16 protein-coding genes are annotated in these 14772 nt (G+C 74.8%); all 16 read left to right on the top strand.

Annotated features, from left to right (window positions below):
- Positions 1 to 32: 32 nt before the first annotated feature.
- The 16 genes from ACI79Y_RS04980 (at position 33) to nusB (ending at position 14703) form a co-directional block, all read left to right on the top strand.
- Positions 33 to 1421, top strand: a complete 1389-nt coding sequence (locus ACI79Y_RS04980) for a replication-associated recombination protein A (protein ID WP_457157405.1) — start codon at positions 33 to 35, stop codon at positions 1419 to 1421.
- 110 nt (positions 1422 to 1531) lie between these two features.
- Positions 1532 to 1957, top strand: coding sequence for a DUF948 domain-containing protein (locus ACI79Y_RS04975; RefSeq protein WP_457084378.1), 426 nt, complete (start codon positions 1532 to 1534; stop codon positions 1955 to 1957).
- Positions 1957 to 2244, top strand: a complete 288-nt coding sequence (locus ACI79Y_RS04970; RefSeq protein WP_457084376.1) for a hypothetical protein — start codon at positions 1957 to 1959, stop codon at positions 2242 to 2244. The genes ACI79Y_RS04975 and ACI79Y_RS04970 overlap by 1 nt, the downstream gene beginning before the upstream one ends.
- A gap of 63 nt (positions 2245 to 2307) precedes the next feature.
- Positions 2308 to 4989 carry an alanine--tRNA ligase gene (gene alaS / locus ACI79Y_RS04965; protein WP_457157404.1) on the top strand — a complete coding sequence of 894 codons (2682 nt, stop codon included), beginning with the start codon at positions 2308 to 2310 and terminating at the stop codon, positions 4987 to 4989.
- Entirely contained in the window at positions 4986 to 5327 is a 342-nt protein-coding gene (locus ACI79Y_RS04960) for a hypothetical protein (RefSeq protein ID WP_457157403.1), read from the top strand. The genes alaS and ACI79Y_RS04960 overlap by 4 nt, the downstream gene beginning before the upstream one ends.
- 44 nt (positions 5328 to 5371) lie before the next feature.
- A complete protein-coding gene (gene ruvX / locus ACI79Y_RS04955; RefSeq protein WP_457157402.1) occupies positions 5372 to 5809 on the top strand; it encodes a Holliday junction resolvase RuvX in 438 nt (145 codons plus the stop codon).
- On the top strand, positions 5806 to 7890 hold the full coding sequence (gene mltG / locus ACI79Y_RS04950) for an endolytic transglycosylase MltG (RefSeq protein ID WP_457157401.1): 2085 nt from the start codon (positions 5806 to 5808) through the stop codon (positions 7888 to 7890). The genes ruvX and mltG overlap by 4 nt, the downstream gene beginning before the upstream one ends.
- The gene (locus ACI79Y_RS04945; protein ID WP_457157400.1) at positions 7863 to 8702 is read left to right on the top strand and encodes a shikimate dehydrogenase; all 840 of its coding nucleotides are present in this window, start codon (positions 7863 to 7865) and stop codon (positions 8700 to 8702) included. The genes mltG and ACI79Y_RS04945 overlap by 28 nt, the downstream gene beginning before the upstream one ends.
- Before the next feature lie 16 nt (positions 8703 to 8718).
- Positions 8719 to 9369, top strand: a complete 651-nt coding sequence (locus ACI79Y_RS04940) for a prepilin peptidase (RefSeq protein ID WP_457157493.1) — start codon at positions 8719 to 8721, stop codon at positions 9367 to 9369.
- 36 nt (positions 9370 to 9405) lie between these two features.
- Entirely contained in the window at positions 9406 to 10584 is a 1179-nt protein-coding gene (gene aroC / locus ACI79Y_RS04935) for a chorismate synthase (RefSeq protein WP_457157399.1), read from the top strand.
- A complete protein-coding gene (locus tag ACI79Y_RS04930; protein WP_457157398.1) occupies positions 10581 to 11111 on the top strand; it encodes a shikimate kinase in 531 nt (176 codons plus the stop codon). The genes aroC and ACI79Y_RS04930 overlap by 4 nt, the downstream gene beginning before the upstream one ends.
- Positions 11108 to 12199 (top strand): 3-dehydroquinate synthase, encoded by a 1092-nt coding sequence (gene aroB / locus ACI79Y_RS04925; RefSeq protein ID WP_457157397.1) that lies wholly within the window; start codon positions 11108 to 11110, stop codon positions 12197 to 12199. Before ACI79Y_RS04930 ends, aroB begins: the two co-directional genes overlap by 4 nt.
- Positions 12196 to 12642: a type II 3-dehydroquinate dehydratase gene (gene aroQ / locus ACI79Y_RS04920; RefSeq protein ID WP_457157396.1), complete on the top strand. Its 447-nt coding sequence runs from the start codon at positions 12196 to 12198 to the stop codon at positions 12640 to 12642. Before aroB ends, aroQ begins: the two co-directional genes overlap by 4 nt.
- Positions 12639 to 13733, top strand: coding sequence for a M24 family metallopeptidase (locus ACI79Y_RS04915; protein WP_457157395.1), 1095 nt, complete (start codon positions 12639 to 12641; stop codon positions 13731 to 13733). The genes aroQ and ACI79Y_RS04915 overlap by 4 nt, the downstream gene beginning before the upstream one ends.
- A complete protein-coding gene (gene efp, locus ACI79Y_RS04910) occupies positions 13734 to 14294 on the top strand; it encodes an elongation factor P (protein ID WP_457074837.1) in 561 nt (186 codons plus the stop codon).
- Positions 14295 to 14298: 4 nt separating this feature from the next.
- Entirely contained in the window at positions 14299 to 14703 is a 405-nt protein-coding gene (nusB, locus tag ACI79Y_RS04905) for a transcription antitermination factor NusB (RefSeq protein WP_457140202.1), read from the top strand.
- The last annotated feature ends 69 nt before the right edge of the window (positions 14704 to 14772 follow it).

The raw sequence follows: 14772 nt of genomic DNA, 5'->3' as shown, positions 1-14772 counted from the left end.
GACCGTCGTGCCCCGCGGGTAGCGTCGCAACCGTGAGTTCGCTGTTCGACCCCGCACCCGACGATGACGGTGGCGCGCCGGTCGACCCGGGTGCGCCGCTGGCGGTGCGCATGCGTCCCCGCTCGCTGGACGAGGTCGTCGGGCAGACGCACCTGCTCGGGCCCCGCGCGCCGCTGCGCCGGCTGGTGGAGGCCGACGAGCCGATGTCCCTGGTGCTCTACGGGCCGCCGGGAACCGGCAAGACGACGTTGGCGCACGTGATCAGCCTGGCCACCAAGCGGCAGTTCGTGCAGCTGTCCGCGCTGGACTCCGGGGTGAAGGAGGTCCGCGCGGTCATCAGCTCGGCCAAGCGCGAGCTGACCATGGCCGGCCGGCGCACGGTGCTGTTCATCGACGAGGTGCACCGCTTCTCCAAGACCCAGCAAGACTCCCTGCTGTCTGCGGTGGAGGACCGGATCGTGAGCCTGATCGCGGCCACCACCGAGAACCCCTTCTTCTCCGTGGTCAGCCCGCTGCTCTCCCGCAGCCTGGTCCTCGCGCTCCAGCCGCTGGACGACGACGACGTGCGCACGCTGCTGCGCCGCGCGCTGACCAGCGACCGGGGGCTGGACGGCGCGGTGACGCTGAGCGCCGAGGCCGAGGAGCACCTGGTCCGGATCGCCGGTGGCGACGGCCGCAAGGCGCTGACCGCGCTGGAGTCCGGCGCGGGCGCGGCGCTCGCCGCCGGCGGCACCGAGATCGACCTGCCCACCCTGGAGACCGCGGTGGCCCAGGCGGCGGTGCGCTACGACCGGGCCGGCGACCAGCACTACGACGTCGCCAGCGCGCTGATCAAGTCGATCCGCGGGTCCGACGTCGACGCGGCGATGCACTACCTGGCGCGGATGGTGGAGGCGGGTGAGGACCCGCGCTTCATCGCCCGCCGGCTGGTCATCTCCGCCAGCGAGGACATCGGGATGGCCGATCCCACCGCACTGCAGACCGCGGTCGCCGCAGCCGACGCGGTGGCCTTCATCGGGATGCCGGAGGGTCACTTCCCGCTGGCCCAGGCCGTCGCCCACCTGGCCACCGCGCCGAAGTCCAACGCGCTGACCGTGGCGATCGGGGAGTCCGTCGCGGACGTCCGCGCCGGGCTGGCCGGCCCGGTGCCACCGGGCCTGCGCGATGCCCACTACGCGGGGGCGAAGAAGCTCGGCCACGGGAAGACCTACTCCTACCCGCACGCCCACCCCGACGGCGTGGTGCCGCAGCAGTACCCGCCCGACGCACTGGTGGGCCGCGACTACTACCGGCCGACCGCGCGCGGGGTGGAGGCGCAGATCGGCGCGCGGCTGGTCAAGCTGCGGGCGATCATCAGGCGACAGCCCCGGGAGCATCGCAGCGAGGAACGAGCGAGGAGCGGACCGGGGCGCGGAGCCTGATCCGGGTGCTCGTCCGGCGGCGGGGCTGACCGGCGCCGGGCACAGCTAGGGTTGCTCGACCGGTGGCCCGACCACCGCGCACGCAGAAGACGACGAAGGGGACCCACCACGTGTCCGCAGGAGAGATCGCCGGGCTGATCGCAGCCATCGCGGTGGCGTTGCTGGTGCTCATCGTGGCCGTGCCACTGATGAAGCTGGGGCGCACGCTCGACGAGACCACGCTGACCATCCGGCAGGTCCGGGAGCAGAGCCAGCCGATCCTCAGCCAGGCGTCGACGACGGTCACCCACGTCAACGCCAACCTCGAGCGGGTCGACGACATCACCGGCAACGCCGCCAACGTCTCGAGCAACGTGGCGGCGCTGACCAGCGTCTTCGCCGCGACCCTGGGCAGCCCGCTGATCAAGGTCGCCGCGTTCAGCTACGGCGTCCGCAGCGCCGCGCGGAAGAAGCGCGAGGGGCAGGCGCTCGCCGACGCCCAGCGCACCGCCAAGGACGAGCGGCGGGCCCGCCGCGCCGCCCGGAAGGCCGCCTGATGCGCCGGCTGTTCTGGCTCACCATGGGCGTGACCATCGGCGTCCTCGTCGTCCGCAAGCTGTCCCAGACGGCGGAGAAGCTCACCCCGCAGTCGATGGCCGGCAACCTCGCCGACGGGCTGCGCGAGCTGGCCGACGCGATCGGCGACTTCGGGGCCGACGTCCGGGCCGCGATGGCCGAGCGCGAGGAGGAGCTGCGCGCGGGCACCGGCCTGGACGCCCCGCTGCCCGACAGCTCCCAGGTCGAGCTGCCCACCCGCCGCGGCGCGCACGCCGCGGACAGCTGAGCCCCACCCTCCCCGCTGCCTGAGCAGGCAGCACCCGCTGGCTGGAGAACCGAGACCCACCGCATGCAGACCGCCGAGATCCGCCGCCGCTTCCTGGAGCACTTCGAGCAGCGGGGCCACACCGTCGTCCCGAGCGCCTCGCTGGTGTCGCCCGACCCCTCGTTGCTCTTCACCGTGGCCGGGATGGTGCCGTTCATCCCGTACCTGACCGGCCGTGAGCCCGCCCCCTACCCGCGGGCCACCAGCGTGCAGAAGTGCGTCCGCACCCTCGACATCGAGGAGGTGGGCAAGACCACCCGGCACGGCACGTTCTTCCAGATGAACGGCAACTTCTCCTTCGGCGACTACTTCAAGGCCGAGGCCATCCAGTTCGCCTGGGAGCTGGTGACCGGGGACGTCGCCACCGGCGGCCTGGGCCTGGACCCCGAGCGGATCTGGCCGACGGTGTACCTGGACGACGACGAGGCCTTCGCGGCCTGGCGCGCCTACGTTCCGGAGGAGCGGATCCAGCGGCGCGGCATGGACGACAACTACTGGTCGACCGGCGCGCCCGGCCCGGCGGGTCCGTGCTCGGAGATCCACTACGACCGCGGTCCGGAGTTCGGTCCCGGTGGCGGTCCAGAGGCCGACCCGACCGGCGACCGGTACCTGGAGATCTGGAACCTGGTTTTCATGCAGTACGAGCGGGGCCCGGGGGAGGGCAAGGACTTCCCGATCCTGGGCGACCTGCCGAAGAAGAACATCGACACCGGGATGGGCCTGGAGCGGGTGGCCTACCTGCTGCAGGGCGTCGACAACATGTACGAGATCGACGAGGTCGCGCCGGTGCTGCGCCGGGCCGCGGACCTGGCGGGGGTGCGCTACGGCGCCGACCACGAGGCGGACGTCCGGCTGCGGGTGGTCGCCGACCACGTGCGCAGCGGGCTGATGCTCATCGGTGACGGCGTCACCCCCGGCAACGAGGGGCGCGGCTACATCCTCCGCCGGTTGCTGCGCCGCGCGGTCCGGTCGATGAAGCTGCTCGGCGTCGACGAGGCGACCCTGCCGGAGCTGCTGCCGGTCTCCCGCGACGCGATGAGCGCCAGCTACCCCGAGCTCGCCGGTGACTTCGCCCGGATCTCCGGCGTCGCCTACGCCGAGGAGGAGGCGTTCCGGCGCACCCTCACCGCCGGGACGGCGCTGTTCGACACCGCGGTCGGCCAGGCGAAGAAGGCCGGCACCCCGGCGCTCTCGGGTGAGCAGGCGTTCTCGCTGCACGACACCTACGGCTTCCCGATCGACGTCACCCTGGAGATGGCCGCCGAGCAGGGCGTCACCGTCGACGAGGCCGGGTTCCGCGCCCTGATGAAGGAGCAGCGCGACCGGGCTCGCGCCGATGCCCGGGCCAAGCGCACCGGCTCGGTCGACGTGCTGGCCTACCGCCGGCTGCTCAGCGAGTTCGGCCCGACCGACTGGCGGGCCTACGACACCCTGCACACCGACTCCCGGGTGCTGGGCGTGGTCGACGAGTCCGACGACGCGACCAGCGGCGACGCCGAGCCGGTCGTCGGTGCGGGGGGCATCACCCGGGTGGTGCTGGACCGCACCCCGTTCTACGCGGAGTCCGGCGGTCAGGTCGCCGACGCCGGCGAGCTGAGCTGGGACGGCGGTCGCGCCGAGGTCATCGACGTGCAGCGCCCGGTCAAGGGCCTGGTGGCCCACCAGGTGCGGGTGCTCGAGGGCGAGCTGCGCGCCGGCACCGAGCTCACCGCCCAGGTCGACCGCGAGTGGCGGCTGTCGGCCTGCCAGGCGCACTCGGGCACGCACGTGCTGCACGCCGCCCTGCGCCAGGTGCTCGGCCCGCAGGCCCTGCAGTCCGGCTCCTACAACCGCCCCGGGTACCTGCGGCTGGACTTCGCCTGGCAGGGCGCGCTCACCCCGCAGCAGCGCCTGGACATCGAGGACGTCGCCAACGCCGCCGTCCGCGCCGACCACGGGGTGCGCGCGCTGTACATGACGCTCCCGGAGGCGCGGGAGTTCGGCGCGCTGGCGCTGTTCGGGGAGACCTACGGCGAGCAGGTGCGCGTGGTCGAGATCGGCGGCGAGTGGTCCCGCGAGCTCTGCGGCGGCACCCACGTGCGCGGCAGCGCGCAGATCGGCACCCTGGCGCTGACCGGCGAGAGCTCGGTCGGGTCCGGCGCCCGCCGGGTCGAGGCGGCGGTCGGCCTGGAGGGCTTCCGCTACCTGGCCCGCGAGCGGGACCTGGTGCGCCAGCTCGCCGACCTGCTCAAGACCCCGCAGGACGGGATCGCCGACCGGGTCAGCGGGATGCTGTCCCGGCTGCGCGACGCCGACAAGGAGCTCGCCGACCTGCGCGCCCAGCAGACGCTGGCCGCCGCCGGCGACCTGGCCGGTGCGGCGACCGACGTCGGCGGCGTCGCGGTCGTCACCGGGGCACCGGCCGGCCTCTCCGGTGGTGACCTGCGCAGCCTGGCCCTCGACGTCCGGGGCCGGCTCGGGGAGAAGCCCGCCGCGGTGGTGCTCGCCTCCGCCGCCGCCGGCAAGGTCGCCCTCATCGCCGCGGTGAACCCCGCCGCGCAGCAGCGGGGCCTGTCGGCCAACGACCTGCTCAAGGCCGCGGCCGGGCCGGTCGGTGGCCGCGGTGGCGGCAAGCCGGACGTCGCCCAGGGGGGTGGCACCGACCCCTCGGGCATCCCCGCGGCCCTGGCCGCCGCCCAGCAAGCGGTCGGGGCGGCCACCTCGTGAGCGCGGCGTCCGACGGGCCCGGCACCGGGCCGGGGGAGGAGCCGGTCCCCCAGGCCGGTCGTCCGCCGGTGCCCGGCCGGGCGCCGACGGACGACGGCCGGTACGGCCAGCAGGACGCCGAGCAGGGCGGGGAGGGGTGGCACCGCACCGAGCGGGTGCCCTTCCCCCTGCCGGGCCTGCACCAGCACCTGCCGGAGCAGGCCCCGGAGACCGGCCGCCTGCAGCTCGGCGGCTACCCGCCCCGGGTGCCGGGAGCGATCCGCCGTCCCGACGCGGCCCCGGGCGACCGCCGCACCGACGGGCCGGACGAGGACGGCGACCGGCGGAGCCGGTCGTGAGCGGGCCGGACCGGTCCGGCCCGGCCTGGGCACCCGGGCGGCGGATGGGCATCGACGTCGGGACCGTCCGCGTCGGCGTCGCCCTCTCCGATGCCACCGGCACCCTCGCCAGCCCGCTGGAGACCGTGCAGCGGACCAAGGACCAACGGGATCTGGACCACCTGGCCGGGCTAGTTGTGACACACGAGGTGGTCGAGGTGGTTGTGGGATTGCCCAAACATCTGTCGGGTGCGTCGGGGTCCTCGGCAAGAGATGCCAGCGCCTACGCTCGGGATCTGGCCAGCCGCATCGGGGACGTCCCGGTGCACCTCGTCGACGAAAGGCTCTCCACCGTGACCGCCGCCACTCACCTGCGCGCCGGGGGCATCGACAGCCGCCGGCAGCGGTCGGTGATCGACCAGGCTGCCGCGGTCGTGATCCTGCAGAGCCACCTCGACGGGCGACCTCGTACTGGCCCCGACTCCGGGAGGCCCACCTCGTGACCGACCCGACCCCGCCGCGTCCGCGCGGCAGACACTCCGAGCTCGACGCGGTCGAGGGCGCCGGGCGCCCCGCAGCCGAACTGCTCGCCGCCTGGGGCGGCACCACCACGCAGCTCTCCGAGGACGCCGGCGAGGCCCGGGGCGACGGGGCCCGGGGTGACCTGCCCAGCGCCGGCCGCCCCGGCCGCCGCCGCCACGTGGCCGAGTCCGACACCGGCGCCCTGCCCGGCTCGCGGGTGCTGCGCGGCGGTGCGGCGGCGGCCGCGACCCCGGCCGGCTGGGCCCGCGGTGCGGGTGCGGTGCCCGCAGCGCGGGCCGCGGCCGACGCCGCCCTGCGCACCACCGAGCTCGCCGTCCCGCCGCTGGCCCCGGGGCAGGTCCTCCCGGGCCGGGGGGTGCCCGCCGGGCGCAGGCCCGCCGACGACCTCCGGCAGCCGACGTCGACGCACGTCCCGGCGGCGCCCGCCGACGACCAGGACGACCGGTTCACCGTGGGCGACACCGACCCGAGCTGGCGCGCCGGGCGCCGCCTGGTGCCGGACGTGCCGCCGCCGGCGGGCGGCCTCGGCGTCCTGGTGGGCAGCCGGACCACCGGTGCGAGCGTGGCGCCGGCCCCGAGCACCGGCGAGATCGCCACCGAGGTGCACCCCGTGGTCTGGGCCGACGACCGCGGGGCGGACGAGTTCGACGCCGACGACGACACCGCCTGGACCCGCGACGACGTCGTCCGGGCAGAGCACGCCTGGGCCGAGGACCGCCACCACGGCGACGAGCCGGACGGCCCGGACGGCCAGCAGGGCGCCGGTCACCAGCACGTCGACCAGGACCTCGGCGACCAGGACTTCGACGACCACCACCTCGACGACCACCACCTCGACGACCAGCACTTCGACGACCGCCACCTCGGCGAGGACCCCGGCCACCCCGACGACGACGTCCCGCACGACCGGACCGGTGGTCTGGACGTCCTGGGCGCCGGTGGCGGCGGTCGCGGTCGGCGCGGGGGTTCCAGTGGCGGCCACGGTGGCGGGGCGTCCCGGAGCAGCCGGCGCCGGCCGGTGACGATCGTGCTGTCCCTGCTGGTGCTGGGCGGCCTCGTCGCGGGCATCGTGTTCGGCGGGCAGGCGCTGTGGCGCACGCTCAACCCGGCGTCGGAGGACTACACCGGCCAGGGCACCGGCTCGGTCGAGGTCCGCGTCAACGAGGGCGACTCGCTGCGGGCCATCGCCCGTTCGCTGGTGTCCGCCGACGTCATCGCCTCCACCGGGCCGTTCCTGGAGGCAGCCGAGGCGAACGACTCGGCCACCGGCATCCAGCCCGGCGTCTACGCGATGCGGCAGCAGATGTCCGGCGCGTCCGCGCTGGACCTGATGCTGCACCCCGAGACCCGGATGGTCACCAAGGTGACCCTGCGGGAGGGCCTGACCGTCAGCCAGACGCTCAACCGGCTGGCCGAGGCCACCGGCATCCCGCTGGCGGAGTGGGAGGCGGCGGCGGCCGACCCGGCAGCGCTCGGACTGCCCGCCTACGCCGGCGGCATGCTCGAGGGCTTCCTGTTCCCGGCCACCTACGACGTGACCCCCGACGACACCCCGGCTTCGGTGCTGTCGGCGATGATCACCCGTGCCGACCAGGTGCTCACCGAGCTCGGCGTGCCCGTCGAGCAGCGGCTGGAGGTCGTGACCAGGGCCAGCATCGTGCAGGCCGAGGCCGGCAACGTCACCGACATGGGCATGGTGGCGCAGGTGCTGGAGAACCGGCTGCGCGACGGCATGCCGCTGCAGCTGGACACCACGGTCAACTACGCCAACGGCAAGAGCGGCATCACCACGACGCCGCAGGACCGGGCCAACCCCTCGCCGTACAACACCTACGTGCACACCGGGCTGCCGCCGGGCGCGATCAGCAACCCGGGCGAGGACGCCATCAAGGCGGTGCTCGACCCGACACCGGGGGAGTGGCGCTACTTCGTGGTGGTCGACCCCGACACCGGCGAGACCCGCTTCGCGGTGACCGGCCAGGAGCACCAGCAGAACGTCGTCCTGTTCCAGCAGTGGCTGCAGGACAACCCGGGCAACTGAGCGGCGGGCCGGGGGCGGGCGGGCGTGCCGCCGTCCTCGGCCGGCCGGTCAGCCACTCCCTCTCCCCGTTGCTGCACCGGACCGCCTACACGGCGCTGGGGCTGGACGGCTGGACCTACGACGCCCTCGACATCGGCGCGGAGGACCTGCCGGTGCTGCTGGCCGGGCTCGGCCCCGAGTGGCGCGGCTTCTCGGTGACCATGCCGTGCAAGCAGGCGGCGGTCGAGGTCGCCGACGAGGTGGACCGGCTGCCCCGGTTGCTCAACGCGGCCAACACGCTGGTGCGCACCGACCGCGGCTGGCGGGCCGAGAACACCGACGTCCAGGGCGTCGGGATGGCACTGCAGCTGGGTGGGGTCGAGCAGGTCGAGCACGCGGCGGTGCTGGGCGCCGGCGGGACCGCGGCGGCCGCGGTCACCGCGCTGGCGTCGCTCGGCGCTCGGCGGATCGACGTCGTCGTCCGCGAGCCGGCCCGCGCCGGCGACCTGCTGCGCGTGATCGACGAGCTGGGGATCACCTCCGACGTCCAGCGCCTGGACCGCACCGGCACGCTCACCGCGCCGGTCGTGGTGAGCACCGTGCCCGTCGCCGGGCAGCCGGCGGTGGCCGACCTGGCCTGGTGGCGCGGGCAGACCGTGCTCGACGTGCTCTACGCCGGCTGGCCCACCCCGCTGGCCCAGCGCGTGCAGGAGGCCGGGGGCGCCACCATCAGCGGCCTGGAGGTGCTGTTCTGGCAGGCGACCGCGCAGGTCGAGCTGATGACCGGGCTCCCGGCGCCGATCGCGGCGATGCGCGCCGCGCTGGACGCCTGACCCGACGCCGTTGACCGTGGTGCTGACCGGTGCCGGCGCCGTGCTCGGCCTGCTGCTCGGGCCCTGGCTGGCCGCGGTGACCGTGCGGCTGGCCCGGCGCGATCCCACCGCCCGGCCGAGTCCCCGCCGGGTCGTGCTGACCGGCCTGCTCGCTGCGGCCGCGCTGGCGGCGGCGCCCGCGCTGGCCGGGGTGCGGCCAGCCGCCGTCGCGCTGGCGTGGTTCGGCGGCGCCGCCGTCGTCCTGGGCGGGGTCGACCTGGCCAGCCACCGGCTGCCGGACCGGGTCACCTTCCCGGCGGCGCTGGTCGTCACCGCCGCTCTGGCGGTGGACGGTGCGGTCACCGGCACCTGGCCGGCGGTGGGCCGGGCGGTGCTCGCCGCGGCGGTGGCCTGGGCGGTGCTCACCGGCGTCCGGCTGCTCGACCCCCGCTCGTTCGGCGGCGGGGACGTCAAGCTGCTCGGGCTGCTCGGCCTGCTGCTGGGCTGGGCCGGGTGGGGAGCGCTGCTGACCGGGCTGTTCGCCGGGCTGCTGATCGGGGCGCTCGGGTCGCTGGTGCTGATCGCCACCGGCCGTGCGCGCTGGCGCACGGCGGTCCCCTTCGGCCCGCCGCTGCTGCTCGGCGGGTACGTCGCGCTCGCCCTCGCCGGGCCGTTGCCCGGTGCCTGAGCAGACCCGTCGGTGGCTGCTGGCAGACTCTCGTGCATGTTGCGCTGGCTGACCGCCGGTGAGTCGCACGGCCAGCAGCTCACCGCCATCCTCGAAGGCCTCCCCGCCGGCGTGCGGGTGCAGACCACCGACCTCGACACCCAGCTCGCCCGCCGCCGCCTGGGCCACGGGCGCAGCGCGCGGATGAGCTTCGAGGAGGACGTCGTCACCCTCACCGGTGGCGTCCGGCACGGCGTCACCCAGGGCGGGCCGATCGCCGTCCAGATCGGCAACACCGAGTGGCCCAAGTGGTCCACCGTGATGTCCGCCGACCCGGTCGACCCGGAGGTGCTCGAGGGGCAGGCGCGCAACGCCCCGCTCACCCGGCCCCGCCCCGGCCACGCCGACCTGGCCGGGCTGCAGAAGTACGGCTTCGACGACGTGCGCCCCGTGCTGGAGCGCGCCAGCGCCCGCGAGACCGCGGCCCGGGTCGCGCTCGGCACGGTGGCCCGGCAGTTCCTGCAGCAGGTGCTCGGGGTCCAGGTGGTCAGCCACGTCGTCGGCATCGGGCCGGTCACCGTGCCCGACGGCGTCCTGCCCGGCCCGGAGGACAACCCGCGGATCGACGAGGACCCGGTGCGCTGCGCCGACCCGGACACCAGCGGCCTGATGGTCGCCGAGGTCGACGACGCCCGGAAGTCCGGCGACACCCTCGGCGGGGTCATCGAGGTGGTCGTGCACGGTCTGCCGCCCGGCCTGGGCAGCCACGTGCACTGGGACCGCCGGCTGGACTCCCGGCTGGCCGGTGCCCTGATGGGCGTGCAGTCGGTGAAGGCCGTCGAGGTCGGCGACGGGCTGGAGACCGCCCGCCGCCGCGGCTCGGTCGCCCACGACGAGATCGAGCTGGTGGACGGCGCGCTGCAGCGGCGCACCGACCGTGCCGGCGGCATCGAGGGGGGCATGACCAACGGCGAGGTGCTGCGCGTGCGCGCGGCCATGAAGCCGATCAGCACCGTGCCCCGCGCCCTGGACACCGTCGACGTCACCACCCGGGAGGCGGCGGTCGCGATCAACCAGCGCTCCGACGCCTGCGCCGTCCCGCGCGGCAGCGTGGTGATGGAGGCGATGGTCGCCCTGGTGCTGGCCGACGCGGTGCTGGAGAAGTTCGGCGGCGACTCGGTGCCCGAGACCCGCCGCAACGTGCAGGGCTACCTCGACGCGCTGCCGATCCGGTGACCGGCCCGCGGCTGGTGCTCGTCGGCCCGCCGGCGTCGGGCAAGACCACGGTGGGCACGGCGGTGGCCGACGCGCTCGGCCTGTCCTTCCGCGACACCGACGCCGACGTCGAGGCGCAGACCGGCAGCACGATCGCCGACCTGTTCGTGCAGGAGGGTGAGGCCCACTTCCGGGCCCTGGAGGAGCAGGCGGTCGCCCGGGCCCTGGCCGAGCACCGCGGCGTGCTGGCGCTCGGCGGCGGCGCGGTGACCAGCGCCGCCAGCCGGGCCCTGCTCGTGGCCCACGGCCGGGCCGGTGAGGCGGTCGTCTGGCTCGACGTCGACGTCCCCACCGCGGCCCGCCGGGTGGGGCTGTCCCGGGACCGGCCGCTGCTGGCGGTCAACCCACGCGCCATGCTGCGCACCATGCTCGAGGCACGCGCCCCGCTCTACGCCGAGGTCGCCACCGCGACCGTCTCCACCAGCAACCGGGAGGTCGACGCCGTCGTGGCCGAGGTGCTGGCCTGCGTCCCCCAGGAGGACTCGTGACCGCGCAGCGGATCACCGTGGCCGGCGACCGGCCCTACGACGTCGTCATCGGGCCCGGCGTGCAGGCCGAGCTCGCGCTGCTGCTGGCCGGCACCCCCCGGGCGGTCGTGGTGCACAGCCGGGCGCTGGCCGCCGCGGCCGGCGCCGCGGTCGAGACGCTGCAGGAGGCCGGGGTCGCCGCCGAGGCGGTCGCGGTCCCCGACGGCGAGGCGGCCAAGACCGCCGAGGTCGCCGCCGGGGCGTGGGAGGAGTTCGGCCAGCTCGGGCTCACCCGGTCCGACGCCGTCGTCGGCGTGGGTGGCGGCGCGGTCACCGACCTGGCCGGGTTCCTCGCCGCCACGTGGCTGCGGGGCGTCCGGGTGGTCCAGGTGCCGACCAGCCTGCTGGGCATGGTCGACGCCGCGGTCGGCGGCAAGACCGGCATCAACACCCGGGCCGGCAAGAACCTGGTCGGGGCGTTCCACCCGCCCGCCGGTGTGCTCGCCGACACCGATGCCCTCGCCGGCCTGCCCGAGGCGGAGTTCCGCGCCGGCCTGGCCGAGGTGGTCAAGTGCGGCTTCATCGCCGACGGGCGGGTGCTGGAGCTGCTCGAGGCCGACCCCACCGGCCGGGCCGACACGGTGGAGTTGATCGCCCGGGCCGTGCAGGTGAAGGCCGAGGCGGTGGGGGAGGACCTGTACGACACCGGCCGCCGTGAGTTCCTCAACTACGGGCACACCCTGGCCCACGCCATCGAGCGGGTGGAGGACTTCGGCTGGCGGCACGGCGAGGCGGTCGCCGTCGGCCTGGTGTTCGCCGCGGAGCTCGCCGGCCAGGCCGGGTTGCTGTCGGCCGCCGACGTCGCCCGGCACCGCGACCTGATCGCCGCGCTGGGGCTGCCCACCACCTACCGCGGCGACTGGCAGCAGCTGCAAGCGGTGATGCGGGTGGACAAGAAGGCCCGGGGCGCCTCGCTGCGCTTCGTCGTCCTCGACGGCCTGGGCAACCCGCGCATCCTGACCGACCCCGACCAGGCCTGGCTGGACGCCGCCTGGACAGCCGTGTCGTCCGCCCACCCCGCCGCCCCGTCGAACGGAGACCCCACATGACCGTGCAGGTGCTCAACGGCGCCAACCTCGGCCGGCTCGGCACCCGGGAGCCGGAGGTCTACGGGACCACGACGTACGCCGAGCTGGTGCAGCTGATCGAGGCCGCGGCGGCCGAGCTGGGGCTGGAGGTCGCCGTCCGGCAGACCGACTCCGAGGCAGAGCTGCTCGGCTGGGTGCACGCGGCCACCGACGCCGGCGACCCGATCGTGGTCAACCCCGGCGGCTGGTCGCACACCTCCGTGGTGCTGCACGACGCCCTGGCCGCGGTCGCGACCCCCGTGGTCGAGGTGCACATCAGCAACGTCCACCGGCGCGAGGAGTTCCGGCACCACTCCTACGTCTCGCGCGTCGCCGACGGCGTGATCGCCGGGCTCGGCGTGCAGGGCTACGAGCTGGCGCTGCGGTACCTGGCCGCCCGGGGTGCCGCGAAGGGCGTGCGATGACCCGGGACACCGCTCGTGAAGCCGGGCGGCGGGAGCGGCTGCGCGCCGTCGCCGCCGCGCAGGGCCTGGACGCCGTCCTGGTCACCAACCTGCTCAACGTGCGCTACCTGACCGGCTTCACCGGCTCCAACGGTGCGCTGCTGCTGCGCACCGATCCGTCGCCCGCCCAGCCCGACCTGCTCGGCACCGACGGCCGGTACACCACCCAGGCGCAGGCCCAGGTTCCCGACGTCGAGCTCCTGGTCGACCGGGGCACCGTGGCGGCGCTGGCCGCCCGGGCCGCGGGCCGGATCGGGTACGAGTCGCACGAGATGACCGTCGACGGGCTGCGCTCGCTCGAGCGGGTGGTCGGTGACGCCGAGCTGATCAGCATCCGCCGCGCCGTCGAGGCCCTGCGCGCGGTCAAGGACGACGGCGAGATCGAGTCGCTGCGCCGGGCGTGCGCCGTCGCCGACCGGGCGCTGGCCGAGCTGGCCGCCGAGGGAGCCCTGCGGCCGGGGCGCACCGAGCTGGAGGTCGGCCGAGAGCTGGACGCGCGGATGCTGGCGCTCGGCGCGGAGTCGTCCAGCTTCGAGACGATCGTGGCCACCGGCGCCAACTCGGCCATCCCGCACCACCGCCCCGACGCCACCGTGCTGCGCGACGGCGACTTCCTGAAGCTCGACTTCGGCGCCACCGTCGACGGGTACCACTCGGACATGACCCGCACGGTCGTGCTGGGGCACGCCGCCGACTGGCAGCGTGAGGTGTACGAGCTGGTCGCCGCCTCGCAGGCGGCCGGCCGGGCGGCCCTGGCGGTCGGTGCGCAGGTCGTCGCGGTCGACGCCGCGTCCCGCGACGTCATCGTGGCCGCCGGGCACGGCGACCACTTCACCCACGGCCTGGGGCACGGGGTGGGACTGGAGATCCACGAGGCACCGGGGATCTCGGCGCTGGGCGCAGGTACCCTGGCCGCTGGCATGGCCGTCACCGTGGAGCCGGGCGTGTACCTGCCCGGGCACGGCGGTGTCCGGATCGAGGACACCCTCATCGTCACGGACGACGAGCCCGAGTTGTTGACCCTCACGAGCAAGGAACTGCTGGTTCTCTAGATGGCTACCACCAACGACCTCAAGAACGGCATCGTCCTCAACCTGGACGGCCAGCTCTGGACCGTCACCGACTTCCAGCACGTCAAGCCGGGCAAGGGTGGCGCGTTCGTGCGCACGACCCTGAAGAACGTGCTGTCGGGCAAGGTCGTCGACAAGACCTTCAACGCCGGCACCAAGGTCGAGACGGCGACCGTCGACAAGCGCTCGATGACCTTCCTCTACAAGGAGGGCACCGACTTCGTCTTCATGGACGGCGACACCTTCGAGCAGATCTACGTCCCCGAGGCCACGGTCGGCAGCGGCGCGGACTACCTGCTGGACAACACCGAGGTCACCGTGGCCGTGCACGACGAGACCCCGCTGTACGTCGAGCTGCCGGTGACCATGGAGCTCGTGGTGCAGCACACCGACCCGGGCCTGCAGGGCGACCGCTCGACCGGTGGCACCAAGCCGGCGACGCTGGAGACCGGTGCCGAGATCCAGGTGCCGCTGTTCATCAGCACCGGCGAGAAGCTGAAGGTCGACACCCGCGACGGGCGCTACCTCGGCCGGGTCAGCTGACCTCGTGGCCGCCCGTTCCAAGGCGCGCAAGCGCGCGGTCGACGTCCTCTACGAGGCCGACCTGCGCAGCAGCGACCCGCTTGCGGTGCTCCGCGACCGGGTCGGCGACGACTCCCCGCCGGTGCCCGACCACGCCGTCCGGCTCGTGGAGGGCGTGGTCGAGCAGCAGGCGCGGATCGACGAGCTGATCGAGCGGCACGCCCAGGGCTGGTCGCTGGACCGGCTGCCCGACGTCGACCGCGCCATCCTGCGGATGGCCACCTACGAGCTGCTGTGGGTCGACGACGTCCCCGACGCCGTGGTGATCGACGAGGCGGTGACGTTGGCCAAGGCGCTGTCCACCGACGACTCCCCGGCCTACGTCAACGGCGTCCTCGGCGGCATCGTCAAGGCCGAGATCCCCACCTGACGAACGAGCGCTGGACGCCGACGGCCCACTCTGCAGCGCAGAGTGGGCCGTTCGCGTTCAGGGGCTCGA

It is taken from the genome of Modestobacter sp. SYSU DS0875 (assembly GCF_054050915.1).
This window is presented reverse-complemented; position numbering and strand designations above follow the sequence as displayed.

Bases quoted from the DNA above. Each gene is read 5' to 3' on its own strand.
- aroC (WP_457157399.1), top strand. From the start codon at position 9,406: ATGTTGCGCTGGCTGACCGCCGGTGAGTCGCACGGCCAGCAGCTCACC.
- alaS (WP_457157404.1), top strand. From the start codon at position 2,308: ATGCAGACCGCCGAGATCCGCCGCCGCTTCCTGGAGCACTTCGAGCAG.
- efp (WP_457074837.1), top strand. From the start codon at position 13,734: ATGGCTACCACCAACGACCTCAAGAACGGCATCGTCCTCAACCTGGAC.
- ACI79Y_RS04915 (WP_457157395.1), top strand. From the start codon at position 12,639: ATGACCCGGGACACCGCTCGTGAAGCCGGGCGGCGGGAGCGGCTGCGC.
- ACI79Y_RS04970 (WP_457084376.1), top strand. From the start codon at position 1,957: ATGCGCCGGCTGTTCTGGCTCACCATGGGCGTGACCATCGGCGTCCTC.
- aroQ (WP_457157396.1), top strand. From the start codon at position 12,196: ATGACCGTGCAGGTGCTCAACGGCGCCAACCTCGGCCGGCTCGGCACC.
- ruvX (WP_457157402.1), top strand. From the start codon at position 5,372: ATGGGCATCGACGTCGGGACCGTCCGCGTCGGCGTCGCCCTCTCCGAT.